The 23,907-nt window shown below is 40.0% G+C and carries 26 protein-coding genes; 10 read left to right on the top strand and 16 right to left on the bottom strand.

From position 1 onward, the window contains the following. Positions 1 to 79 precede the first annotated feature (79 nt). The 3 genes from AB6N04_RS06155 to AB6N04_RS06145 all read right to left on the bottom strand — a co-directional run bounded on the left by AB6N04_RS06155 (position 80) and on the right by AB6N04_RS06145 (position 2,063). Positions 80 to 379 (bottom strand): DUF333 domain-containing protein, encoded by a 300-nt coding sequence (locus tag AB6N04_RS06155; RefSeq protein WP_369311014.1) that lies wholly within the window; start codon positions 377 to 379, stop codon positions 80 to 82. Positions 380 to 417: 38 nt separating this feature from the next. Beyond that, a complete protein-coding gene (locus AB6N04_RS06150) occupies positions 418 to 750 on the bottom strand; it encodes a multidrug efflux SMR transporter (protein WP_369311013.1) in 333 nt (110 codons plus the stop codon). Positions 751 to 863: 113 nt separating this feature from the next. Continuing rightward, positions 864 to 2,063: a sugar transporter gene (locus AB6N04_RS06145; protein WP_369311012.1), complete on the bottom strand. Its 1,200-nt coding sequence runs from the start codon at positions 2,061 to 2,063 to the stop codon at positions 864 to 866. A 421-nt stretch (positions 2,064 to 2,484) separates the two neighbouring features. On the opposite strand from AB6N04_RS06145, the gene AB6N04_RS06140 reads away from it, so the two are divergent. Further along, positions 2,485 to 2,706 carry a DUF2594 family protein gene (locus tag AB6N04_RS06140; RefSeq protein WP_369311011.1) on the top strand — a complete coding sequence of 74 codons (222 nt, stop codon included), beginning with the start codon at positions 2,485 to 2,487 and terminating at the stop codon, positions 2,704 to 2,706. A 173-nt stretch (positions 2,707 to 2,879) separates the two neighbouring features. Here AB6N04_RS06140 and AB6N04_RS06135 read toward each other — a convergent pair whose 3' ends face one another. The 4 genes from AB6N04_RS06135 to AB6N04_RS06120 form a co-directional block, all read right to left on the bottom strand. Beyond that, a complete protein-coding gene (locus AB6N04_RS06135; protein ID WP_369311010.1) occupies positions 2,880 to 3,158 on the bottom strand; it encodes a hypothetical protein in 279 nt (92 codons plus the stop codon). 435 nt (positions 3,159 to 3,593) lie between these two features. Continuing rightward, a complete protein-coding gene (locus tag AB6N04_RS06130) occupies positions 3,594 to 3,902 on the bottom strand; it encodes a hypothetical protein (protein WP_369311009.1) in 309 nt (102 codons plus the stop codon). 60 nt (positions 3,903 to 3,962) lie between these two features. Beyond that, positions 3,963 to 4,844 carry a protease HtpX gene (htpX, locus tag AB6N04_RS06125; RefSeq protein WP_369311008.1) on the bottom strand — a complete coding sequence of 294 codons (882 nt, stop codon included), beginning with the start codon at positions 4,842 to 4,844 and terminating at the stop codon, positions 3,963 to 3,965. Positions 4,845 to 5,266: 422 nt separating this feature from the next. Next, positions 5,267 to 5,980, bottom strand: a complete 714-nt coding sequence (locus tag AB6N04_RS06120) for a cell envelope biogenesis protein TolA (protein WP_369311007.1) — start codon at positions 5,978 to 5,980, stop codon at positions 5,267 to 5,269. A 268-nt stretch (positions 5,981 to 6,248) separates the two neighbouring features. On the opposite strand from AB6N04_RS06120, the gene AB6N04_RS06115 reads away from it, so the two are divergent. Continuing rightward, the gene (locus AB6N04_RS06115; protein ID WP_369311006.1) at positions 6,249 to 6,518 is read left to right on the top strand and encodes a hypothetical protein; all 270 of its coding nucleotides are present in this window, start codon (positions 6,249 to 6,251) and stop codon (positions 6,516 to 6,518) included. A gap of 223 nt (positions 6,519 to 6,741) precedes the next feature. Here AB6N04_RS06115 and prc read toward each other — a convergent pair whose 3' ends face one another. The 3 genes from prc to AB6N04_RS06100 form a co-directional block, all read right to left on the bottom strand. Beyond that, positions 6,742 to 8,781: a carboxy terminal-processing peptidase gene (gene prc, locus AB6N04_RS06110; protein WP_369311005.1), complete on the bottom strand. Its 2,040-nt coding sequence runs from the start codon at positions 8,779 to 8,781 to the stop codon at positions 6,742 to 6,744. 19 nt (positions 8,782 to 8,800) lie between these two features. Then, positions 8,801 to 9,490, bottom strand: a complete 690-nt coding sequence (proQ, locus tag AB6N04_RS06105) for an RNA chaperone ProQ (RefSeq protein WP_369311004.1) — start codon at positions 9,488 to 9,490, stop codon at positions 8,801 to 8,803. A gap of 110 nt (positions 9,491 to 9,600) precedes the next feature. Beyond that, on the bottom strand, positions 9,601 to 10,083 hold the full coding sequence (locus AB6N04_RS06100) for a GAF domain-containing protein (protein ID WP_369311003.1): 483 nt from the start codon (positions 10,081 to 10,083) through the stop codon (positions 9,601 to 9,603). A gap of 134 nt (positions 10,084 to 10,217) precedes the next feature. Here AB6N04_RS06100 and yebS point away from each other — a divergent pair, with 134 nt between their 5' ends. The 3 genes from yebS to AB6N04_RS06085 all read left to right on the top strand — a co-directional run bounded on the left by yebS (position 10,218) and on the right by AB6N04_RS06085 (position 14,138). Continuing rightward, positions 10,218 to 11,444 (top strand): membrane integrity lipid transport subunit YebS, encoded by a 1,227-nt coding sequence (gene yebS / locus AB6N04_RS06095; RefSeq protein WP_369311002.1) that lies wholly within the window; start codon positions 10,218 to 10,220, stop codon positions 11,442 to 11,444. Then, positions 11,419 to 13,758, top strand: a complete 2,340-nt coding sequence (locus tag AB6N04_RS06090) for an MlaD family protein (protein WP_369311001.1) — start codon at positions 11,419 to 11,421, stop codon at positions 13,756 to 13,758. Before yebS ends, AB6N04_RS06090 begins: the two co-directional genes overlap by 26 nt. A 146-nt stretch (positions 13,759 to 13,904) precedes the next feature. Beyond that, the gene (locus tag AB6N04_RS06085) at positions 13,905 to 14,138 is read left to right on the top strand and encodes a DUF1480 family protein (protein ID WP_369311000.1); all 234 of its coding nucleotides are present in this window, start codon (positions 13,905 to 13,907) and stop codon (positions 14,136 to 14,138) included. 426 nt (positions 14,139 to 14,564) lie between these two features. On the opposite strand, the gene AB6N04_RS06080 is transcribed toward AB6N04_RS06085, so the two are convergent. From AB6N04_RS06080 to ftnA, 4 genes are all read right to left on the bottom strand, one after another. Then, positions 14,565 to 14,912, bottom strand: coding sequence for a DUF2511 domain-containing protein (locus AB6N04_RS06080; RefSeq protein ID WP_369310999.1), 348 nt, complete (start codon positions 14,910 to 14,912; stop codon positions 14,565 to 14,567). A gap of 65 nt (positions 14,913 to 14,977) precedes the next feature. After that, on the bottom strand, positions 14,978 to 15,874 hold the full coding sequence (gene copD / locus AB6N04_RS06075) for a copper homeostasis membrane protein CopD (protein WP_369310998.1): 897 nt from the start codon (positions 15,872 to 15,874) through the stop codon (positions 14,978 to 14,980). Position 15,875: 1 nt separating this feature from the next. Beyond that, positions 15,876 to 16,262: a copper homeostasis periplasmic binding protein CopC gene (gene copC, locus AB6N04_RS06070; protein ID WP_369310997.1), complete on the bottom strand. Its 387-nt coding sequence runs from the start codon at positions 16,260 to 16,262 to the stop codon at positions 15,876 to 15,878. Between the two features lie 233 nt (positions 16,263 to 16,495). After that, positions 16,496 to 16,999, bottom strand: a complete 504-nt coding sequence (gene ftnA / locus AB6N04_RS06065; protein WP_369310996.1) for a non-heme ferritin — start codon at positions 16,997 to 16,999, stop codon at positions 16,496 to 16,498. Positions 17,000 to 17,302: 303 nt separating this feature from the next. On the opposite strand from ftnA, the gene AB6N04_RS06060 reads away from it, so the two are divergent. Then, entirely contained in the window at positions 17,303 to 17,533 is a 231-nt protein-coding gene (locus AB6N04_RS06060; RefSeq protein WP_369310995.1) for a DNA polymerase III subunit theta, read from the top strand. Positions 17,534 to 17,734: 201 nt separating this feature from the next. On the opposite strand, the gene yebF is transcribed toward AB6N04_RS06060, so the two are convergent. After that, the gene (gene yebF / locus AB6N04_RS06055) at positions 17,735 to 18,100 is read right to left on the bottom strand and encodes a protein YebF (protein WP_369310994.1); all 366 of its coding nucleotides are present in this window, start codon (positions 18,098 to 18,100) and stop codon (positions 17,735 to 17,737) included. 190 nt (positions 18,101 to 18,290) lie between these two features. Beyond that, positions 18,291 to 18,470: a YoaH family protein gene (locus tag AB6N04_RS06050; protein ID WP_369310993.1), complete on the bottom strand. Its 180-nt coding sequence runs from the start codon at positions 18,468 to 18,470 to the stop codon at positions 18,291 to 18,293. Positions 18,471 to 18,726: 256 nt separating this feature from the next. Between AB6N04_RS06050 and pabB the strand changes: the two genes are divergently transcribed. The 4 genes from pabB to manX all read left to right on the top strand — a co-directional run bounded on the left by pabB (position 18,727) and on the right by manX (position 23,906). Beyond that, positions 18,727 to 20,106, top strand: a complete 1,380-nt coding sequence (gene pabB, locus AB6N04_RS06045) for an aminodeoxychorismate synthase component 1 (protein WP_369310992.1) — start codon at positions 18,727 to 18,729, stop codon at positions 20,104 to 20,106. Continuing rightward, positions 20,090 to 20,656, top strand: coding sequence for a CoA pyrophosphatase (locus AB6N04_RS06040; protein WP_369310991.1), 567 nt, complete (start codon positions 20,090 to 20,092; stop codon positions 20,654 to 20,656). The genes pabB and AB6N04_RS06040 overlap by 17 nt, the downstream gene beginning before the upstream one ends. 273 nt (positions 20,657 to 20,929) lie before the next feature. Continuing rightward, entirely contained in the window at positions 20,930 to 22,294 is a 1,365-nt protein-coding gene (locus AB6N04_RS06035; RefSeq protein ID WP_369310990.1) for an L-serine ammonia-lyase, read from the top strand. Between the two features lie 649 nt (positions 22,295 to 22,943). Continuing rightward, positions 22,944 to 23,906: a PTS mannose transporter subunit IIAB gene (gene manX / locus AB6N04_RS06030; RefSeq protein WP_369310989.1), complete on the top strand. Its 963-nt coding sequence runs from the start codon at positions 22,944 to 22,946 to the stop codon at positions 23,904 to 23,906. Position 23,907: the final 1 nt, after the last annotated feature.

The following is a 23,907-nucleotide window of genomic DNA, read 5'->3' as shown; positions in this document are numbered from 1 at the left end:
CACGCTTTTATCCCACTTTGTCAACAACCTCAAAGCCCCCAATTAAAGGGGGCTTTCTTTTGTAAAGCTTGAATAAAGATTAAATACAAGCACCACTTTGGATCACATTTGCAGCGCAACGTTTGCCATTTGCAAATTGGCAGACCGCAGTTTTATCGCCATTCAGCTCAAACGTTAATGCAGGTAATCCCCCTGCTGAAACGCAAGCTTCTTGAGCGCCTGGGCCCAAATTAACCACTTGCTTCGCATATTGAGTTGCAGAATTATCAACGGTTTTATTCACTTCTGAGTTTCCACAAGCCGATAACATCACTGACATTATTCCGGCAACCACCACTGCCATCACCGATTTTAATAACTGACTGACCTTACGCCCCATGCGCTTTATCTCCCGTTAAACCGTTGTCATCCCTTGCACTAATGTGCGCTACTTTTTGAAAATAAATTGATTACTAAAACACCAACTATAATTAATAGCATACCAATAATTGCAGGTAAATCGAGTTTTTGGTTATAAATAAAAATTGCAGCGACCGAAACAAGCACAATTCCTAAGCCAGACCAGATGGCATAAGCAATCCCTAATGGCATCACTTTCACGACCTGTGATAACCCCCAGAAAGAGACGCCATAGCCAATAATCACAATTAATGACGGCCAAAAACGGCTAAACCCCTCAGAGGCTTTTAGTGTGGTTGTTGCAATGACTTCGGCAAGAATAGACATTAAGAGAAAACTTAGACCTTTCATCGGTGATCCTTAGTGTTGTATTAAAAGAAACAAATAGCACAGAAAACAGAAAAAACTCTGTAGCCGTTAAAAGCGGTACAGAGCTTATTTTAATATTACATCAAGCTAGATTGTTAATGTTGTGCAGCAAGGACCTGCTTATCACTTAAGATTTGGCTATAACGCCTAAACAAATAGAGACACCAGACAAGGGATATTGCACCAATCGCCCCCCCTACATAACCAATTTGCGTCATCCCCAGATGTACAATCACTTGATTACCCAGTAATGCGCCACCGCCGATCCCGATATTAAAGATCCCAGAGAAGATAGCCATGGCCAAGTCTGTGGCATCCGGTGCTAAATCAATCACTTTGACCTGCATCCCTAGGCCAATGCACATCATCGCAATTCCCCAGAATATCGACAATAGAACCAGTGACCATGCATTTGCCCCCATAGGTAACAGCAATAGCAGGCACAGCGTCATTAAAGCTATCGCTGAGGGTAAGAATATTAAGGAGAGCTTAGTGCTATAGCGACTAAAAATGACACTACCGATGATCCCTGATGCGCCAAAAATCAACAGTAATACCGTAGCAAAGTTTTGACTTTGATGCGCCACATCACGGACAAATGGCTCAATATAGCTATATGCAGCAAAGTGTGCGGTTACCACTAACACGGTAAGTGCAAACATGCCCACTAACGCAGGACGTTTAAATATCACGGGAAGACTTTTCAACGAACCAGAATGTTCACTTGGTAAGCGCGGTAAGAAGCGAAGCAGCGCAATCATAGTGAGTAATGCCACGACACCAATACCCAAGAACGTCACTCGCCAGCCTAAAAACTGCCCGATGATACGACCGATTGGCAAACCTAAAACAGTGGCTAACGCCGTCCCCGTTGCCAGCAAACCTAACGCTTGTGCTTTTTTACCCGCTGGCGCCACACGAATAGCTAATGATGCCGTGATCGACCAAAACACCGCATGAGATAAAGCAACACCAACACGCCCCACTATTAACATGTTAAAGTTCCACGCAAAACCTGAAACAATATGGCTAATAATAAAAATAACAAATAAGAAGCCCAGTAGCTTACGGCGTTCGATTTTACTGGTTAATAACATTAACGGTAACGACATTAACGCCACCACCCACGCATATATGGTGATCATCAATCCTGTATGCGCCACCGTCATGTCAAAACTGGCTGCAATATCACTTAATAATGCAACAGGGACAAACTCTGTTGTATTAAAAACAAATGCAGCAACCGCTAACGCTAAAACGCGGATCCAAGCGGTTTTTCTCGATACTTGTGTCATTATTTATTTTGCCTTCAGTTTTCCATAAGCTAATTACACAAATCGATTGCCGATTTATGACGATGGCACATAGGAAAATATTTGTTTAGAACTAAACTGAACGATTAAACGGTGTTTTATTGCGCTACTCACCGAATTATGTGAATTGTATCACAACTATTTGGCTATTTTAAAGCTTGCTCTCGGTGTTGATCATGAACAAAAAAGAGTTGTACTTACTGTTAGCCCTCTATCAAAAATATAATGCTGCAAAATTCAGCTAAGCTCATGCTGAAAAATTCAACTAATAGATGCTTATTTAGCTGCTTTATTTTCTGATTACATACATCTTATTTATCTGAAAGCACATATTATTTTTTCTATGCTACAATCGATAAAATTACTTTTGATAAAATTACTTTTTTCTTAAAGGATTGATTTAATGAAAACCCATTTTCCTACTGAACCTGATGTCAACGCACTTGCCGATGAAGTAACATGCTTAAAAAATTTGGTCACCCATATGCTTAAAGCTATTGGTCAAGCTGATGCAGGTAAGATTTTGATCAAAATGCAACGCGAAGTTGCTCAAATGGAAGACCAAAAACAAGCAGAAACCTATACCAGTATCTTAGAACAAATTAAAACTGGTTATCGCCAATAGATTATTTAGCGATAAATGCTATTTAAAGCATAAAAATAGCAAAGAATGGATTAACTGCACAAATAACTAAGTTTTTGTTACCGAAATCATCTATCTTTATTAACGAATTAAACCATTCTTTATTCATTTAGCTCCCCCTTCAAACCCTATGAAGGGGGTTTTTTTTATCTTATTTATTGTTCTGCTTGCGTATACAAGCTCTTGCAATAACTCACATATTCATCAAGTGTTGTATTCTTCGTTTGCTTATCCCAACTTGTTTGTTCTTCAAATGCCCACACACGAAATACCTGTCCTAAATTTGCCCCAGACATCCCCACTTCTTTATAAATTCGATGGTAAAACCCTTGGTCTGATTGGTAAATTTCAAATTTAATGGGGACAAGTCGTGCGGGGTTAGCGACTGTTTGAAATGAATTACCGAAAAGCATTGTTTTAACCAGTACGTCCATATGGCTATCCTTTTGAAAATTAAACACTAGGGTCTGTTTATCTTGGTTGCTGATTTTTACCGTTAAAAACGGCCAAAAAACAACCCAATAAATGGATGAATGGCTCCGTCATGTTGACTGACGACGACGTGAATCAGATATTGTCTCTAAACGCTGTTCTGCGAGTTCCATCAAAGCACATTACCCGTTTGATGTTAGGGGCACTTGTCGATTTCACTAAGCGGGGAACCTCTCCCCTTGCCTAAAATCGCTGTAATTCAAATAAAAATTGACCATCAAAGCCTACATATCTCCTAGCGAAATACGCTATCACTAGAATTAATATAGCTTATTATGGATATCTATGTTGAAGATGCATTATTAAATAAATAGATATTTTTTACTTATAAGGCTAGCTGTGTCCTATAGGCTTTTTTATAAACCCTTAATTTGGATTTAGCTTGTTGGAATACTATGTAGCGCAATTTCCCAATCCTCATAGGGTGGATCAACGACATAAGAGTGATCATCATACCAACGAATATAGTCAGTCGCGCGTTTTTGGGCGTATGTGAAGTTAATAACATCGCCATTTTCATCAAGTTCTAATGTATTGATTAAAATGGCATACACTTGCTCGACTAAACTAGGATCATCTGCACATAATTCAACATAATCAATACCATTGAGCATGTAGTGGCTACCACTGGTCATAAAATAAGCGAAAGTTCTCAAGGCACCGCTAACACTATTTGAAAGTTTCATTTTTTTTATTCCTATTAATATACATTAAAAAAGCCACTTCATTAGAAGTGGCCTTTTGTACTATTTTAAATATTCACCGGAGCGAAGCGCTTCAATGCGTTTGTCTAACGGTGGATGTGATAGGAATAATTCACTAAATGCCTTACCACGGCCATTGATGCAAAATGCCATCAAACGCCCTTCCTCTTGCGGCTCATAACTGGTTTTCAATCTTTGCAGGGCTGCGATCATTTTTTCACGCCCAACTAATTTTGCCGAACCTGCATCAGCATGGAACTCACGATAGCGAGAGAACCACATGGTAATAATGCTCGCTAAGATACCAAACACAATTTCCAATACCATGGAAACCGCAAAGTAAACCATCGGATTACCGTTACTACTTTCGCTTTCGTTATCATTATTTGACATAAAGCCAGCTGCTAATTGGGCAATAATACGAGAAATAAAGATGACGAAGGTGTTTACAACACCTTGCAGCAAGGTCATTGTAACCATATCGCCATTAGCAATATGGCTGATTTCATGGGCGATAACGGCTTCTGCTTCATCGCGGCTCATATTTTCAAGTAGCCCTGTACTCACTGCAACTAATGAATCATCGCGACGCGCCCCTGTTGCAAACGCGTTGATATCTGGTGCATGGTAAATAGCGACCTGAGGCATTTTAATGCCGACTTGCTGTGCTTGACGCGCAACCGTTGTCATTAACCATTGTTCAGTTTGATTACGTGGATTTTCAATAACCTCACCGCCCACCGATTTCAGTGCCATCCACTTTGACATTAACAATGAAATAAAAGCACCACCAAACCCAAACAGACCCGCCATAATGAGCAAGCCTTGAACACTGCTGCCGCGAATACCCGTTAAACTTAATATTATTCCAAACACAAACATAACCGCTAAGTTTGTGAGCAAGAATAAAGCAATTCTCATCATTTTTTTGTATTCCTTGGTAAAAACTAAGATCACGTAGAATTTACTTTATAAATAAGGTTTTTTCACACTATTTCAAGTCAATTAACACGAAAACAGCAAAAAACAACATAACTTTACATAGCAAAACTAAAAAAGGGTAAAAGTCTCCAGTACACGCTTTTGGCGATACGCATTCGAATTTTAACTATTTGTTTTAAAAGGTTCACTTTTTAACCCGTTCAATTTCAACTTGTTTTTAATTGAATAGAGAAAGCTAATTTTTGCGCAAAATAGCGCTGAATAATGTATTTATCAGAGCTTTTGCTGACTTTCCTAGCCTAATAAGCAATAGTCAACTTTTAATGAAAATTATACACCAAAAATAATGCCACCCGAAGGTGGCATTATCATGACAATGTTAGCGAAACAGAAAAATGGGGACTTTAATTATTTGCCTTTTCCTTATCAGTTGCTTTAGTCGCTTTTTCTTTCACTACTTTTGACTTTTCTTTATCCGCCGTTTTACTTGCCTTTTCTTTTGTCTCTTTCACTGCGGCTTTTTTATCAGCTGCTTTAGCCGCTTTTTCTTTTGTCTCTTTAGTCACGTCTTTGTCCGCAGCTTTATTTGCCTTTTCTTTTGTTTCTTTCACTGTCTCTTTCTTGTCTGCCGCTTTTGACGCTTTTTCTTTTGTCTCTTTAGTCACGTCTTTGTCCGCAACTTTATTTGCTTTTTCTTTTGTTTCTTTCACTGTCTCTTTCTTGTCTGCCGCTTTTGACGCTTTTTCTTTTGTCTCTTTAGTCACGTCTTTGTCCGCAACTTTATTTGCCTTTTCTTTCGTCTCTTTCTCCACTTCTTTAGACACGTTATCTTTCACTGTTTTCGCCTTATCAGAGGCTTTACTGGATTGTTTCGCGACGCCTGCTCCAATCCCTCCCCCAACAATGCCCGCCTTGCTATTGATATCGTTTTTTAATTCAATCGTACACACTTGCTCTGAACGACTTGTCGAGCCATCGTTACAAATAAATTTGCCATCTTCACAGCGCTCTATTCCACCTTTACTGCCTGAGCAAGGATAATTCCTCGCATTCGCTGTATTAACCGCTGAAACCATCATGATACTAACGACTATCGATCCTAAAAGTATTTTACGCATGGTATTGCCTCATGTTTATGGGAGCTACACCAAAAGTTTAGGATAAATTAAGTAAAGGTAAAGCAATCCACCATCAGAACATTAATTTAGTTAATCACACTCATGAAATAAATAATCCAACTCAATTATTCCAGCATTCACCTATCAAAAACTCCGCCCCCCTAAATAAAGCTGCAGCAAAATAACCCTTCCTACCACTTAATTTACAAGATAGGGAAAGAAATACCCTGTATAAATAAATCTACACATACACTTACTCGAGAAAAATATGCCAATACATTTACCTTTTCACTCTAAAAACTGTCATCCAACAAAAAAACATAGGGACTTGTTACAAGATTATGCTCAGGCGAAATTTTCCCAACAGGAAAACACGATAATCAAAAAGTTAGCTGAAATACCTATGATTAAAATTGCCAATCAAACTTATACATTACACCGCCCTTTTATAGCCAAACCATTAAAACTGACGGTTCACGAAGTGCAATGGCTCGCCCAAATAAACAGTGTGAGTGCGGATAAAAGTGCTATTAAATAAGGTCAACCCACCATAACAAAAAAAGCCAGCATAAGCTGGCTTCAGACGGCTGCCAAACATAACATGTTTGGCAGCAGGTTGGATAGATTTTGAAAATAAACAAGGAAAATCAATATATTGATTTTCGCTTGATAACACAAAGTGGGAAAAACCACGCTTTTATCCCACTTTGTCAACAACCTCAAGCCAGCGTAAGCTGGCTTTAATAAGATATTTAGAACGACTAATTACTGGATAGCATTTTGGTATTTTGCTTAGCCAAATCAACCGCCATCTTCACCGTTTCGTCCAAATAAGGATCTGGCGCTTCGTAATCTTTTGGTAAGTCTTCCAGTTTTTTCAGTAATGGCTTACCTTCTTTCGCATTACGTTCATTTATGCGTTTTAACTTCGTCGCCTCGATTTCATCATCTTCTTTCTTACGCTGTGCGTAATTTAATGAAATCAGATTTTTACTTTCTTTATTCACTTTATAGCGCGCAATATCTTCATCGATATAATTGAATTCACGATCCTGACTAATTCTAGCGAGGTGCTTGGTTTTAATGGCAGATAAATCCGATGAAATATCACCAACTTTACTGTAGTTCGCAGCAGGAATACTATCCCATGGCAACGCATTATCTTCAAAGCTTTCCCCCGTTTCAGCAGGATCTTGCCCCGTTGGCATCACCACATCTGGAGTAACCCCTTCACGTTGCGTACTACCACCATTGACACGATAAAACTTCTGGATGGTATATTGCACAGATCCCAATGATGGCCATTCCGGTTTCAACATCTGGTCATAAACACGGCTTAAACTCCGGTGCTGCTGAACAGTGCCTTTACCAAATGTAGGTTCACCGACAATTAACGCACGACCATAATCTTGCATTGCTGCGGCAAAAATTTCAGAAGCTGATGCACTAAAACGGTCAACTAAAACAACCAATGGCCCTTTATAGTAAATAACATCATCATCATCAACATCTTGACGAACTTGACCATTGTTATCTCGCACTTGAACAATTGGCCCTTTCGGAATAAACAAACCTGATAACGAAACAGCTTCCGTTAATGCTCCACCACCATTGCCACGAAGGTCAATAATTAACGCAGAAACATTATCTTTTGACATATTTTGCAGTTGTGTTTTTACGTCATTGGTTAAACCAACATAAAAGCCTGGAATATCCAACACAGCAACTTTATCTTTACCTTCTTGTTTGATCGTCAGTTTTACGGCACGGTCTTCAAGTCGGATCTGCTCCCGCACTAAAGTAACGATATGTGGTTTCGCACCTTTAGTATCAGAAACGACTTCCAAACGAACCTGACTTCCTTTAGGCCCTTTGATTAATGCAACAACATCATCCAGACGCCAACCCACAACATCAACAATCGGTTTACCCATTTGACCAACGCCGATAATTTTGTCACCGACTTTCAGTTCTTTGCTCTTAGCCGCAGGCCCCCCTGCAACGAGGGAGTTAATCACCGTATTTTCATCATCCTGCTGCAAAACAGCGCCGATCCCTTCTAATGAAAGACTCATTTCAGAATTAAATTGCTCTGTATTACGAGGAGAAAGATAACTGGTGTGCGGATCGATTTCACGGGCAAATGCGTTCACAATTAACTGAAAAACATCTTCACTTTGCGCTTGGGTTAAGCGACGCAACGCAAAGTTATAACGCTTAGTGAGTTTTTCTTTGATTTCTTTGTCATCTTTGCCTGAAAGTTTTAAGTTTAACCAATCATAACGGACTTTTTGATCCCAAAGACGGTCAAGCTCTTGCTTATCTTTTGGCCAAGGTGATTTTGAACGGTCAACTTCAATCGAATCCGTCGCATTCAAATCAATCGGTTGTTCTAAACGTGCTAATGCATACTTAAAACGTTCGAAACGTCTTTCCTGAGACAGATTATACAGATCATAAAACGTATCTAATTTGCCATCCTCAAGCCATTGACCGACTTTTCCTTTATCTTTAGCGTATTGGTCAACATCGGATTGAAGTAAAACATTGTGACCGAAATCTAGCATATTGAGATAACGATCAAATATTTTCCCAGAAAACGCCTTGTCTAAATCAAATTGGCGATAATGTGAACGCGTAAACCGTGAGGTTACCCTTTCACTGACGGTGCCGTGCTGTGCGCTCTGTTTTAAGACAGGTAACTGAGCAGCAGTGACCGGAGCCACTGCTTGAGTATTAGCCATTGCACTGCCGAAAGTCGCTAAACTAACGACTAGTGCAACTTTAAGAAATTTGTTCATGACCTGGTTGACCTCCGTATCAGAACTTTAAATGTTCCGCGCGTACAATCATTGCCAGTCCAGTTGGCAATTGAACTCTAACACCATCTTTCGCAATTTCCAGAACGGAAGCGTCCATCAAGCTGCTACCGACTTTCACTTTCACAGTTTGACCTATTTTAAGTGCGTTGATATCAGTCACTGATTGCAGATTTTGCTCAGGAGCTGGATTGTTACGACGAGGTGTTTTGGTTGATGTACTTTGCGGGCGTTCTTTATTGTCTGATGGGCGACGACGTGGGGCTTTATCATTAGTAGCGTCTGTCTTGCGAGTCGGTTTTTCACCCGTTTTTCTCGCTACAGGGCGTTTTTGCGCTTTTTGCTCAGCACGTTGTGCCTGAACGCGCGCTTTTGCCTCTGTTAATTGTTGACGCGCATGAGCAATATGCTCAGCATCTAATTCACCACAATCTTCGCCATTTAGGCCAACGCGTTTTGCGCCTTCTTTAACACCGTAAAGGTAGCGCCAACTCGAAGTATACATGCGTAATGCTGAACGCAGTTGCGTTTTGCTAATACCATCTTCTTCAGTTAAGCACCCTACGATATCTTGAAAAATTCCGACTTTTAACGGACGTGCTTCGCCTTCAGCGATAAAACAGCGAGGAAAACGCTCTGCTAGAAATGCGATAACTTCTTTACTACTATTCAACTTAGGTTGATTTTCCATGAAATTTCCTGATAACAACGATTTTGCCAACCTCACGGGCATGAACAAGCCGACATTATAATCGTGTTGCTAACAATTGCCACGTTACTATTAATTTTACAGCCCAATATTTAGTAATATTTTGGCATAGAACACATTGCAAGATGCTGACACAACTGGTTTACAAGGTGTTGTAACCCTTTTTCATCTTCTTGGTCGAATTGGTTAATATTTGGGCTATCAATATCTAAAACCCCTATATTTTGACCATTTACCACCAGTGGAAAGACAATTTCAGCATTACTTGCGGCGTCACAAGCGATATGACCAGGGAAAGCATGAACATCTTCAACACGCTGAACTTGGATATCATTAAATGCCGTACCACAGACCCCTTTACCGAATGGAATGCGAACACATGCCACTTTCCCTTGGAATGGACCTAAAACCAGCTCGTGCCCATTACTCAGGTAAAAGCCAACCCAGTTAACACCATCTAAACGCTCATATAATAACGCACTGGTATTTGCCAAGGTGGCAATTAAATCATATTCTCCCGCCAGTAAAGCAGAGAGATTATCTGAAAGTTCGAGATAATACTTCTTTTTATCCATAATTATTTCTAGTAATCATCAAGTGATTAAAATACACATATCCAAGAGTAATGCTAAGGTTACCAAGTTGTCACTTTGAGGTAAATTTTTTTACACTAGATTACATCTGGGCTAAACTCAAAAAATGAGCAAATATGAACCACATTAATCATACTGACTTGATTTTGCAATGTTGTAGCCACTGCAATCAAAAAATTCTTATGCCGCCATTTAATCCGCGGCAAGTGATTATTTGCCCACGTTGCGCCTCTGAACTCAACGACGGGCGGTCTTGGTCTTTAAGTCGGCTTTCGATACTAGCCATCACACTACTGATGCTAGCGCCTATTGCATTTTGGCAACCATTGATATCGATTCATTTATTGGGTAGCCAAATCAATGCCAATGTCATAGAAGGTATTCGCTTAATTAACCAACAAGGCGATCCCTTCACTGCCAGTATAGTGGCTTTTTGTGCGATTGCCGCCCCTTTACTGTTACCTGTTTTAATTTTGTCCCTATTAATTGGCCAAAAAATAGGCTTAAACCTTCGTCCCATTTTATTGATCCTGAGCCATATCAAAGAATGGGTTATGTTGGATGTTTACTTAATTGCCCTCGGCATTGCTGCTATCAAAATGCAAGATTATGCCAGTGTATTTATCGGTCATGGGTTAATTGCCTTTATTACCATGTCTCTTTTGAGCTTGCTAATACTCATCCACATCAATCTTGATGTACTATGGAAAAATTTTTATCCCATAGAAGAAAAAGCTTCACAGGCGCATGCTGTCACCTGTACAGCTTGTCATTATACTGGTCCCAGCAATAAACAAGGGAAATGCCAACGTTGTCATCGTCCTGTGCAATATCGAGATCCCTATAGTTTACAAAAAGCATGGGCAGCACTGATTGCCGCCATGGTGTTATTGTTACCTGCTAACCTAATGCCCATCTCCATTTTTTATTTAAACGGTCAGCGATTGGAAGACACCATTTATTCCGGTGTGGTATCGCTTATCAACTCAGGTAATTGGCCAATTGCTATTATTGTTTTTATTGCCAGTATCTTAGTTCCGTTTATTAAAATTATTATTATGATTTTGTTGCTTTTTTCGATTCATATTAATAGCAAAACAGACCCCGTCTTACGCATGAAATTACTGAAGTTTGTTTCATGGATTGGTCGATGGTCAATGTTGGATTTGTTTGTCATCGCGCTGATGATGACACTGGTTAACCGAGAACAATTGATGTCCTTTACTATGGGGCCTGCTGCTCTCTATTTCGGCATCGCCGTGATCCTAACAATTTTAGCCGTTGAGTGTTTAGACAGTCGTTTAATTTGGGATTCTTATGGAAAAACAAAACCCACAAAATGAACCTTCTGATGATATCGCAGAAGTAATACAACGCAGACGCACCCGCATTTCACCTTTTTGGTTGCTACCTCTGGTCGCTATCTTTATCGCAGGGTGGTTACTCTTCCAACATTGGCTTGAACGCGGCACCGAGATTACCATTGAATTTACCTCCGCCCCTGGTGTCGTCGCCAATCGTACCCCTATTCGTTACCAAGGTGTTGAAGTCGGCTTGGTGCAGTCCGTGTCTATTAGTAAGGACATGAAAAATATTATTGTGACCGCCAGTATTAACAAAGACATGCGTTCAGCATTAAATTCTGGGACTAAGTTTTGGTTGGTAACGCCAAAAGCTTCACTTGCAGGAGTCTCTGGGCTCGATGCCCTTGTCGGAGGGAATTATATTGGCATGCTGCCAAGTACGGGCTCAGAGCAATTTTCTTTTGTCGCACAAGACACACCCCCACAGCAAAATATTGACCAAGGAGAGCTACTTATTCACCTTACGGCCCCCGATTTAGGTTCATTGAATGAAAACTCGCCTATCTATTATCGTAAAGTACCGGTGGGGCATATTGCTGATTACACCATTTTACCTGATAACCAAGGCGTATCTATCTCAGGGATTGTACAAAAACGCTATGCGAGTCTTGTCCGTAAAGACAGTCAGTTTTGGAATGTCTCAGGTTTACAAGGCAGTTTTGACCTAAAGTCAGGTGCGAATGTCAAAATGGAAAGCCTTTCTGCGGTAATTAATGGTGCAGTTGCATTTGATTCCCCTGAAGGCAGCCCACAAGCAGAAGAAGGCCAATCATTTGTCTTACAAAGCAGTGCAACTGCGGCAAACAAAGTCAAGCAAACTAGCCAATCCCCCCTTAATTTAACCTTATGGGCCGATGATACTTTTGGCGTGGATCAAGGGCAGCCCGTTGTCTATCGCGGTATACAAATTGGTGAAGTGTTACAACGTCACTTAACGACCGATAAAGTTGACTTTACTATCGCAATTTATGATGAATATCGCCACCTTGTGCGAGCAGACAGCAAATTTGTGGCGAATAGTCGCGTTGATATTCAACTCGGGTTAAATGGGCTTCAATTTCAAGGAGCTACCCCTCAAGAGTGGCTCGAAGGGGGACTACATCTACTTGTCGGTAACAGCCAAGACAAGCTTCCTGACACTTTTCCACTGTATCGCAGCGATGAAAATGCCAAAGCGGGTATTCTCGGTGCTTTACCACCAACGACAATCACACTTAACGCTTCAAGTTTACCTGATATCCAAGCCGGTTCAGTCGTTCTTTATCGTCAATTCGCCGTTGGGAAGATCATTGCTATCAAGCCAACAAAATCAGGATTTGCTATCGATGTTAATATTTCCAGTGAATATCGTCATTTACTCACTGACAACAGTGTGTTCTGGGCGGAAGGTGGTGCAAAAGTTGCGTTAAATAGTCACGGGTTGACCGTGCAAGCTGCACCATTAAGCCGTGCCATTAGCGGCGCAATTAGCTTTGATAACTTTGATAATGCTACCGTGAATAAAGCGCGTCGACATACGCTATACCCTAACGAAGCTTCTGCAAAAGCGATTGGTAGTGTTGTCACTTTAGCCACCTTTGACGCCTCGAAGCTTTCTGAAGGCATGCCAATTCGCTATTTAGGCATTAATATCGGTCAAATTGAATCATTAAAACTGTCTGCGGATAAACGTGAAGTTCAGGCGAAAGCCATCCTCTACCCTGAATATGTGAGCGCTTTTACAAAATTAGGCAGTCGTTTTGCTGTCGTCACACCTGAACTGTCCCCTGCTGGTCTCAACAATTTAGACAGTTTACTGCAACCTTATATCAGTGCCGAACCCGGTAGAAGTCATAAAAGTCGTTATCAATTTGAACTGCAAGCCGCCAATATCACTGACTCTCGTTATTTAGATGGCCTGACGCTTTACCTTGATGCAACCGATGTCGGTTCCATCCAAGTCGGAACACCAATTCTTTTTAGAGGTATCGAGGTCGGTGTTGTTACGGGATTATATTTGGGAGAGCTTTCCGATCGGGTTTATGTCGCCACTCGCATCGGTAAAGAATACCAATATCTAGTGCGTGATAATACCCAATTTTGGTTATCTTCCGGCTTCAATTTTTCCTTTGGTTTAACTGGTGGAGTGGTTAAAAGTGGCACATTTAAACAATTTGTTCGTGGAGGTATTGTATTTGCCACCCCACCAACAGTGCCATTAGCGCCAAATGCTAAACCCGAACAGCATTTCATTCTAAAATTAGAGCCACCACGGGACTATCTGGAATGGGGAACCGCTATTCCACAAAAATAACCTCTGTAAAGGTGCTTGTCATCCCAACAATGCACCTTTTCTTTTTTAGGCTTAAAAAAATATTTTGGAAATAGATTCCATTTATACTATGCTTAATCTCGTTAGGCTGAATTTATGCAGCTAAAATCTATCAATGAGGTGAAATTATGTGTTTAGTTAAATTGAAAATATCTTCCTATGAAATTAATGATGCTGTTATGGACTCCCACAAAAGCGATACAATCAGCATTCCCTGCGATTCTGACACGGATTTCTGTATGCAATTGGATGGTTGGGACGAGCACACCAGTATCCCAGCTACGATTGATGAAAAACCGGTTTTGCTTTATCGCCATCGCTATGACAAAGAAAATCACCATTGGGTTATGAAAGTTGCTTAGTACTTTATTGGGCAATAAGAAAATCATGAATGCACAGGTGATTGGCTTACTATTGATAGGTCAATATGCGTCGATGAAAAACAATAGGCAAAAAAAGAGGCCTGGTAGATTCCGATTACCGGGCCTTGGGAAATGGCTCTGGCAGAGCCGTGCGCTAAAATTGCCATTGAGACGTAACAAAGTACACCTTAATACTAGCTTTCAATGCACGTTCTTACCACATTAATTATCAATTATTTTACATATTATTAACACAATTTATTGCTTAATTTTCTAATATTGAACTATTTGTTCAATTGGTTACATCTATGCCAGTAATATATAAAACCTTTCAATAACCTAACCTGTTGATATATAAAAATATTTCAGCAAGCATCCATTTATCCCTTCTCATCTTTTGCGATAGAAAAATTGTCTTCAACACATCTAGTGAGTACCACATAATTTAGCCGCAGCTTCTTTCAAGGGCAAAACTCGCTCTTCAACACTTTTTGTAGTCTCAATTGGTTTAAGTAGTACCTCAACCGGCTGGCCTTTGATTTCTTTTCTCTCCATTTGTGTTGCGGCTATATCATTCAATGGGTACTGCATTAATGTGGCAGGATTGATCACCACCAGCGCACCATTACTCCGGCATTCCAACATCACCTCTTCACGGGTAAATGGCCAATCGTCACCGAATTGTTTTTTACTAACTGATGTTAAAGGGGCTGCAAAAGCAGTACCAATTGCCCCGCCAACCAATAATAAGCAAATAATAAGTTTAGATTTCATCAGAATAACCTTGTTCAACGAGTGCGATAATAGTGGGATATTATCAGATAAATAGAGAGGGTTGACTACACAGGTTGATAAGTAGCAAAAATGGCTACCGCTAAAATTGCCATAGTGCCAAGCAGTAATTCAACCCAGCTATTAATAATCAAGTAATTAACGAGCCCTTTTTGCTTAACCCGTGGCACGATATAATAACGATTAATAGATGCTAGCAATATCATTCCTATAACCAATATAACCTTAAACCATAACAATGATTGGTATTCCGAGCCTGAATACACCATCGGCCATTGTGGTAAAATTGTTATCGCACTAACCACACCGGTCAGGATCACCAAAACCACCGCAATGTGTCCATAACCCGAGAAGCGTTTCATGGTGTTAATAATTTGCCCATCCATTCCAGCGGCAAGTTCACGTTTGTTACGCAAAAACTGTATACAGATTAAGAATGGCCATAAACCACCAAACCAATAGGCTGCACTCATCAGATGAACAAATTGATTAAAACGATAAAAAGCACCAATGGCTCCATCATGCATTGCCGCATGGCCGATAAGGGCATGTGATCCAAGGATAAGAATAGAAAGAATTAAGACCAAATGCAGACGCAATTTTATTGGTTTAATAAATAAAACTACCAGTAAAATAACCGACAATATTAATTCCCAGCGCCAAATTTGACCAAACGAAGTCCCTAACACGCCTTGCCAGATATCCCAGTCAGTCGCATCCTCCCAACCTTCTCCCATTAATCCGGCTTGCGATAACATCCAGGCCCAAACGGTCACAACAGTGATAACCGCGCAGAAATGAATGCCTTTATTCAAATAACGGCTAATCAGGTAACTGAATTGCCCACAACTTAGCAAAGCCGCAAATATTGACATTCCACACATCAATATTGCAGCGATAAAATGAATAAATCGAATTAAGGTATAAAATGCTTCAAGTGACATACTATTTCACTGTAAAGCTATAGGTCCCTTTTGTTTTATGACCATCAACTGAAACAACGCTCCAGTTTACATCGTACTTACCTGAAGTAAGTTTGTCTTCTACGGGGACGATCACTTTGGTGTCGTTAGTTGGATCTAATGCGGCCTTCCCGGTTTTGATCATGTTTTTTTCAGGGCCAATAATAGAGACTTTGGTAAAATTAACTTCAATCCCTTCCGAAAAACTTAAGGTGATTGATTCAGGTGTTTGTTCAACCGCGGCACCTTCCGCAGGAAGTTGATCTTTTAAATGTGCATGAGCGAACGCTTGCTGGAAAGACATCCCTAAAAATAACACAGCAACCGCACTCAGTTTACGCCATGAAGATTTAATATGGGTAATTGGCATAGTAACCTCTTAATTTGCAGGTGAATTTAGAATATTTGCCAATCATTATACGGAAAAAAACATTTTATGCCGCTTAAAAACAGGATTTGCCCCTTATCCTGTGAGTTTTCACACAAAATGAAAAGAAAAAGGCTTATGAACATTGAAATTAATCGCTTGTGTCCATAAGCCTAACAAGGTTTTATACGTAAAATAGAGAGAACGCGCGTTGTTCCCCTAAGCGCAACGAAAAATTAAACGTGCGTAGTTGCAGACAGATTTTTTAAATCTTTATCCAGTAAGAATAACGCTTTACCAGACTCACCCACCATATCCAGCTTATCCAATACAGATTTAAATAATTTCTCTTCTTCGTGCTGCTCTGCAACATACCATTGCAGGAAGTTAAACGTTGAATAATCTTGCGTGGACATTGCTAAATGCGCTAACTTGTTAATTTCACGTGTAATTAATTGTTCATGTTCATATGTTTGAGTGAACACATCGGAAATGGATTTAAAATCAACAGGTGGAGCTGCAATTTGGCCCAATAATGGCAGAGCCCCTGTATCGCTAAGGTAATCAAACAAACGCTGCATATGTTCCATTTCTTCTTGAGAATGCGCTTTTAGAAAGGCCGCTGCGCCTTCATAACCTTTGTCGCTACACCAAGCGCTCATTTGCAAATAAAGATTTGCAGAATAAAACTCAAGATTTAATTGTTCGTTTAATTTTTTGACCATATCAGTAGTTAACATATTTTTACCTTAATGTTTAAATATTCCTGAGGCTATTATGCACAGTATTACAATAATTAAAACCCCAAAACATTCTGAACACAAAAAAATCCAATTTACTGATTATTAATAACTTTTGTTAAAAACAATAATAATCAATCTCATTATCTTTCACTGTTTTTAAAGTCTGTAATTAAATATAAAGCTATATTATTTTGATGTTATTTTCACGCGCTTTTATACAAAGAATTGAGACTTTTTCTCATTTAATCGCTACAATATCCCTAAGTCCCATTTAGTGATATTTAGTGATAGAGAATTAAAATGAGCCACAATCTTGCTTTATTACCCAAAGATGAAATGGACAAGGTGAATGTTGACTTATTGGCATCTGGTGTCGCGTTTAAAGAACGCTATAACATTGCCATCATTGCCGAAGCTGTTGAACGGGAACAACCTGAGCATTTAAGGGAATACTTTAGAGAGCGGCTAGTTTATTACCGCCAGTTATCGCAAAATTTCTCTCGGTTACCTTACGAGCCCAAAAATCGTTAAAAACAAAGCAGTGAAAAGCACTCTTTTTCGATCCTAAACCAATTTATGAGCAACAAAAAACCCCAGTAAATGGGGTTGAGGTTGTCGGCAAAGTGGGATAATACGTAGTTTTCCCCACTTTGTGTTATCAAGGAAAATCAACATATTGATTTTCCTTGTTTATCTTCAATAACCTAACCAGTCTGATTGACAGTGATAAAACTATTTAGTCGTGTTGTAGGTTATAGTGCTATTTTGGCAATCCACCGATACAGCGTAATGTAAATCCGATTTAGCCCCTCTGACGACTAACGGTACGGTATACCCTGTATCTGTCTTCGTTACCTCATTATCATTGACCCAAGCAACCGCCTTTTTACCTAATGCGGCTTTTTCTTCCGTCCAGCGAGGTAACCGATTATGCATAAAATCATTTTTGACCTGAGCTGCAATTTGCGATTCCGTTAACGCACCACAACTTACAAACGGTGCAGCTTTACCTTCTTCCTTGTTAACACTTAATGCGAACGAACTAAAAACAAGCGCACAAGCCCCTACTGCTATAGCCATTTTTTTATTCGCTTCCATACTCTCCTCCGGTACCTATTGTTAGGTGAAGATTTTGATTAGTTTAGTTGCTCATTTAAGCCTATAAGAAGGTGTTAAATTTGCCAGTTATCTGTGAGTTATTCTCTAACGACATTGATATACAGAATGACTTAACTAATATTAATCTACCAGATTTGTACATTAATGTTAATAGTATGTTTGCTTATTATTAATTTTCATCCTCAAAACGCACGTGAACTTGTTCTTTATCTTGATGTTTTTCACGGATCTCTTGGGCCACCAATGCGATTGCTTCTCCACTGCTCATTCCATTAGCCATTAATTGATGAATTTTCTCCACCGCGTCTTGCTGTTCTTCATGATTAAGTGCAGGAATTCCTGATAACATGGTTTAAACCTCATTAATAAAAGACTAAAATCACTAAATAAGATTTTAACATCTCTTCGAATATTAAGATAAGAATATCTGTTAGTCTGGTTAGGGGCAGCTTTTTAATATCATGCTTCATTCAAATAATCGTCAATCTGCGTGATTGACACATTCAGCAACTTTTTGGCATTGTTTTTTGACCTTTTAACGGTAAAAATCAGCAGGGAAAATAAACAGCCTCTCGGATCACTTGCAAAGAAATATACATATCACCATGATTATTAATAAAATTCAGTTACCTTATAGCCCAAATGCGGCAATCGATTATTTTACGCCTCTCGCACACCAACCTTGGGCGATGTTACTGCATTCAGGTCGTGCCGAACATTCACATAACCGTTTTGATATTATTGTTGCTGATCCCGTTGCTACACTGACATCTAATCAAACACAAACAATAATCACAGAATTAAATCAAGAGCCTATTATTTCAGACGCCTCACCCTTTACCCTGCTCCAAGCTCAGCTTGATAAACACCATGCCAGTCAAATATTGGATAATACCTTGCCGTTTAATGGCGGCGCTTTAGGCATTTGGAGTTATGATCTCGGTCGCCGTATTGAAAAAATCCCAGAACTTGCAAAAACTGAATTAAAGTTCCCCGATATGGCAGTGGGTATCTATTTATGGGCACTCATTGTTGATCACCAAGACAAAACCGTCACATTAATTAGCCATGATGATGCAGAGGCGCGGCTGACTTGGCTTCAAAGCCAAAAAGTACCCCGTAAAAATAAATTTAAACTCAGCTCACCGTGGCAATCCAACATGACAGAAAGTGAATACCAGCAAAATATTGCTCGTATCCATGAGTATTTACGTAACGGGGATTGTTATCAAATCAATCTAGCGCAGCGTTTTAAAGCCAAATATAAAGGTGATGAATGGAATGCGTTCCTTGCGTTGCTCGAACGCAACGGCGCGCCATTCTCGTCCTTTATACGTCTGCCTGAAAATGCCGTGATCAGCATTTCCCCTGAGCGCTTCATTTTATTACAAGATGGTGATATCCAAACCCGTCCAATTAAAGGCACATTACCACGTTTAGACAATGCACAAGAGGATTTAGCACAGGCAGAAAAACTGGCAAACTCCCCGAAAGATCGCGCTGAAAACGTGATGATTGTCGATTTACTGCGTAATGATATTGGTCGAGTTGCAAAACCTGGCACAGTCAATGTCCCTGAATTATTTGTGGTTGAACCATTCCCTGCGGTTCACCACTTAGTGAGCACAATTACTGCACGATTAGATAGTCCTTACCAAGCCACTGATTTATTACGGGCTTGTTTTCCTGGAGGTTCGATAACGGGAGCCCCTAAAATTCGTGCGATGGAAATTATCGAGGAATTAGAACCTCATCGCCGACATGGATATTGTGGCGCAATAGGCTATATTAGTTTCTGTGGCAATATGGATACCAATATTGCCATTCGCACTTTATTGACTTATAAAAAGCAAATTTACTGTTGGGCAGGCGGGGGTATTGTAGCAGACAGCCAAGCAGACAAAGAATATCAAGAGACATTTGATAAACTCAGTCTTATTCTACCTCTATTAGGAGCATTAAATTCGGATGACCGAGCTGAATAACTTTATTAACCGTTTTCAGTTTACTTTACCGACAACCCGTCAGCCTTTGCGCCAGACGGGTAAATCGGCTGCGGTTTTGCTGCCGATCATTAATAAGCCTAAGCCAACCTTATTGTTAACCGAACGCTCGCCATTTTTACGCTCCCATGCCGGGCAAGTCGCCTTTCCCGGTGGCGCTAAAGATCCCGAAGATGGTTCTTTAATCCATACTGCGCTGCGTGAAGCCTATGAAGAAGTCGCTATTCCGCCAGAAAAAGTCAAAGTATTAGGGCAATTAGCGCCGTTACAAAGTTATGGCGGTTATGAAGTGACCCCGATTGTTGGCTTACTACCTAATAATATTCGCTATCAAGCCAATCCAAGTGAAGTCGCATCCATTTTTGAGGTTCCACTATTTGATGCATTATCACTGCATCAACATAAATATGTGGATATCAAACGATCTGGGCGTAAAAATCGCATTTTTTTCTATTGGTATAACGACCACTTGGTTTGGGGATTGACCGCCTCCATCCTTCACCAGTTAGCATTACAGCTTGATTCATTATGACAACATCATTCACCAGTTAAATACAATTTTACAGCTAAAAATTTTACATTTATTTTTATCTACTTCCCTATCATTCCTAATTCCGCCAACATGGCTGTATAAATTTCAAGCAAAACACAAGCAGATTGTGCTATTTACAATCAATTATTCCTAAGCAACTACCTTATTTCAAAAAATACTTTAAACTTACTGGTTAACACTACTAAATAACAGTAAAGTAGCGCCTTTTAAAATAAAGCACTCTATTTTCATCTTTTTTTTAAGGAGTCCTGCGTGATAAGCGTTTTCGACATGTTTAAAGTGGGCATTGGCCCGTCAAGCTCTCATACCGTTGGTCCAATGAAAGCTGGGAAAGAATTTGTCGATGATTTAGTGAGCAAAAATCTCCTGCCTACCGTCACTCGAATTTCTGTTGACGTCTATGGATCATTATCGCTTACTGGTAAAGGGCACCATACTGATATCGCCATTATTATGGGGCTAGCAGGTAATTTACCTGCCACCGTTGACATTGAATCTATTCCAACCTTTATTAAAACGGTTGAAGACACTGAAAAGTTGCCTTTAGCTAATGGAGCCCAACTAGTTGATTTTCCACGTGAAGGTGGAATGAATTTCCGTCAAGATAACCTTGCGTTACACGAAAATGGTATGACCATACATGCTTTTGCTGGGAATGACGAAATTTATACCAAAACCTATTATTCAATTGGTGGCGGCTTTATTGTCGATGAAGAACACTTTGGTGAATCAACCGTCGATAGCAAACCTGTGTCCTACCCATTCAATTCAGCAAATGAATTACTGCTTAATTGCAAAAAATCAGGTCTCTCCATTTCTAGCCTGATGATGAAAAATGAGCTCGACCTTCACTCAAAAGAAGAGATCGACGCCTACTTTGCGGATGTGTGGCACACCATGCAAGCCTGTATCGAACGCGGCTTAAACACCGAGGGTGTGCTCCCAGGGCCATTACGTGTACCTCGGCGTGCCCCCGCATTAAACCGTATTGTGACCTCTTCGAGTAAACTATCAAATGACCCAATGAATGTCATTGACCTTATTAATATGTACGCCCTTGCGGTTAATGAGGAAAATGCGGCAGGTGGACGAGTCGTTACCGCCCCCACCAATGGTGCATGCGGAATTGTTCCTGCTGTACTGGCTTATTATAACCACTGCATTGAACCTGTTACGCCAGAGCTTTACCTCCGTTATTTCTTGGCATCGGGGGCGATTGGTATTCTTTATAAGATGAATGCCTCGATTTCAGGTGCTGAAGTTGGTTGCCAAGGGGAAGTGGGTGTTGCTTGTTCAATGGCAGCAGCAGGTCTTGCTGAATTACTCGGCGGTAGCCCAGAACAAGTGTGTATTGCCGCCGAAATTGGTATGGAGCACAACTTAGGTCTTACTTGTGATCCCGTGGCTGGGCAAGTTCAAGTACCCTGTATTGAACGTAATGCAATTGCCTCCGTTAAAGCAGTGAATGCGGCTCGTATGGCAATTCGCAGAACCAGTGAACCTCGTGTTTCTTTGGATAAAGTCATTGAAACTATGTATGAAACGGGTAAAGACATGAATGCAAAATACCGCGAAACATCTCGCGGTGGTTTAGCCATCAAAGTCCAGTGTGACTAATTAAATCGGTTTCATCTTTAGAAGCGCCCTCTGTTTATTTGTAGGGCGCTTTTTATCTGTACTAAAATATCTTTCGCTTTATTCATGTCGCCCTATCAATACCCACAAATTTATTTAATCAAACATCCACAAAATATTGATGGTTTATTGTCGTTTTCACCGATTTTTGCTAATAATTCCAATCCAAAATCAATACTATTTTATTCTAAAAATCGATTTTGTTAGCGCTAACCATTCTTTATTTATCATACAAAAACGTTCATTTTTTAACCATAAAATCACTTGCACACATTTTTAAACTCTAATTTTGTTACCGATAACAATAATTAACTCCGTAAAATAATTATTTAACAGCTTTATCATTTGCCTTGCAAGGAATAAAAAGTTAATAATCGTAAATTATTAAGTGGTTTTAGGTATATTCTTATTTTTCTGACGCGAAACAAGTTTTTAGGTTAAAACAAAATGATATGCTACAAATGTATTTCATACTAATAATTCAATTTGCTGACTCGTGACCGCCATAAGTAAGTTGTCATTATTCAGCTAATATTATGATACAGGGGAAACTGATAAAAAGGAGTCTAACTTTAGTGTCCAATTTATCTACAGATAATATTTCGTTTTATCTATCAATGAGGGAAAAATAGTGAGTATAGCTATTATGATTGGTACCCACGGAGTCGCCGCTGAGCAGCTTCTCCGAACCACCGAAATGTTAATTGGCGAGCAAGATAATGTCTCGTTTATTGACTTTATCCCTGGGGAAAACGCAGACACCCTGTTTGAAAAATACACACAAAAACTGACTGATTTAGATACCTCTAAAGGCGTGTTATTTCTTGTCGATACATGGGGAGGTAGCCCTTTTAACGCGGCTAGCCGTATTGTGAATGAGCATGATAATTATGACATTATCACAGGTGTGAATGTTCCAATGCTAGTTGAAACCTTTATGTGCCGTGATGATGACCCCTCTTTAGATGAACTGATCACCGTTGCATTAGAAACAGGTCGTGGCGGTGTCCGCCCATTTAAATTTAAGGAAGTTGAAACTAAACCTGCTCCAGTTGTTGAAAATACACCTCCAGCCCCTGTGCAAAAAGCAGGACCAGGTGAACATATGGTGATCGCCCTTGCCCGTATCGATGACCGTTTAATTCACGGTCAAGTTGCGACACGCTGGACAAAAGAGACCCATGTTAAACGCATTATCGTCGTAAGTGATGAAGTCGCGAAAGACCAAGTCCGTTCGACACTGTTAAAACAAGTTGCGCCTCCTGGGGTTACAGCTCACGTAGTGGACGTTGCAAAATGTATTCGCGTCTATAACAACCCCAAATATGCGGGGGAGCGAGTCATGTTGTTATTTACTAACCCAACGGATGTAAAGCGTATTGTTGAGGAAGGTGTAGAGATTAAATCCGTCAATATCGGAGGTATGGCTTATCATGAAGGTAAAACCATGGTAACCAATGCCGTTTCTATCAACCAAACTGATATTGATGCCTTTAATTATTTGAACGACAAAAATATTGAGTTAGAAGTTCGTAAAGTTTCATCAGACAGCAAAGTCTCCATGATGGACTTGATTAATAAACTCAAAAAATAAT

It is taken from the genome of Providencia rettgeri (assembly GCF_041075285.1).
Classification (GTDB): domain Bacteria; phylum Pseudomonadota; class Gammaproteobacteria; order Enterobacterales; family Enterobacteriaceae; genus Providencia; species Providencia rettgeri_G.
Note: the sequence above shows the minus strand (reverse complement) of the source record. Positions and strands in the feature narration are given on the sequence as shown.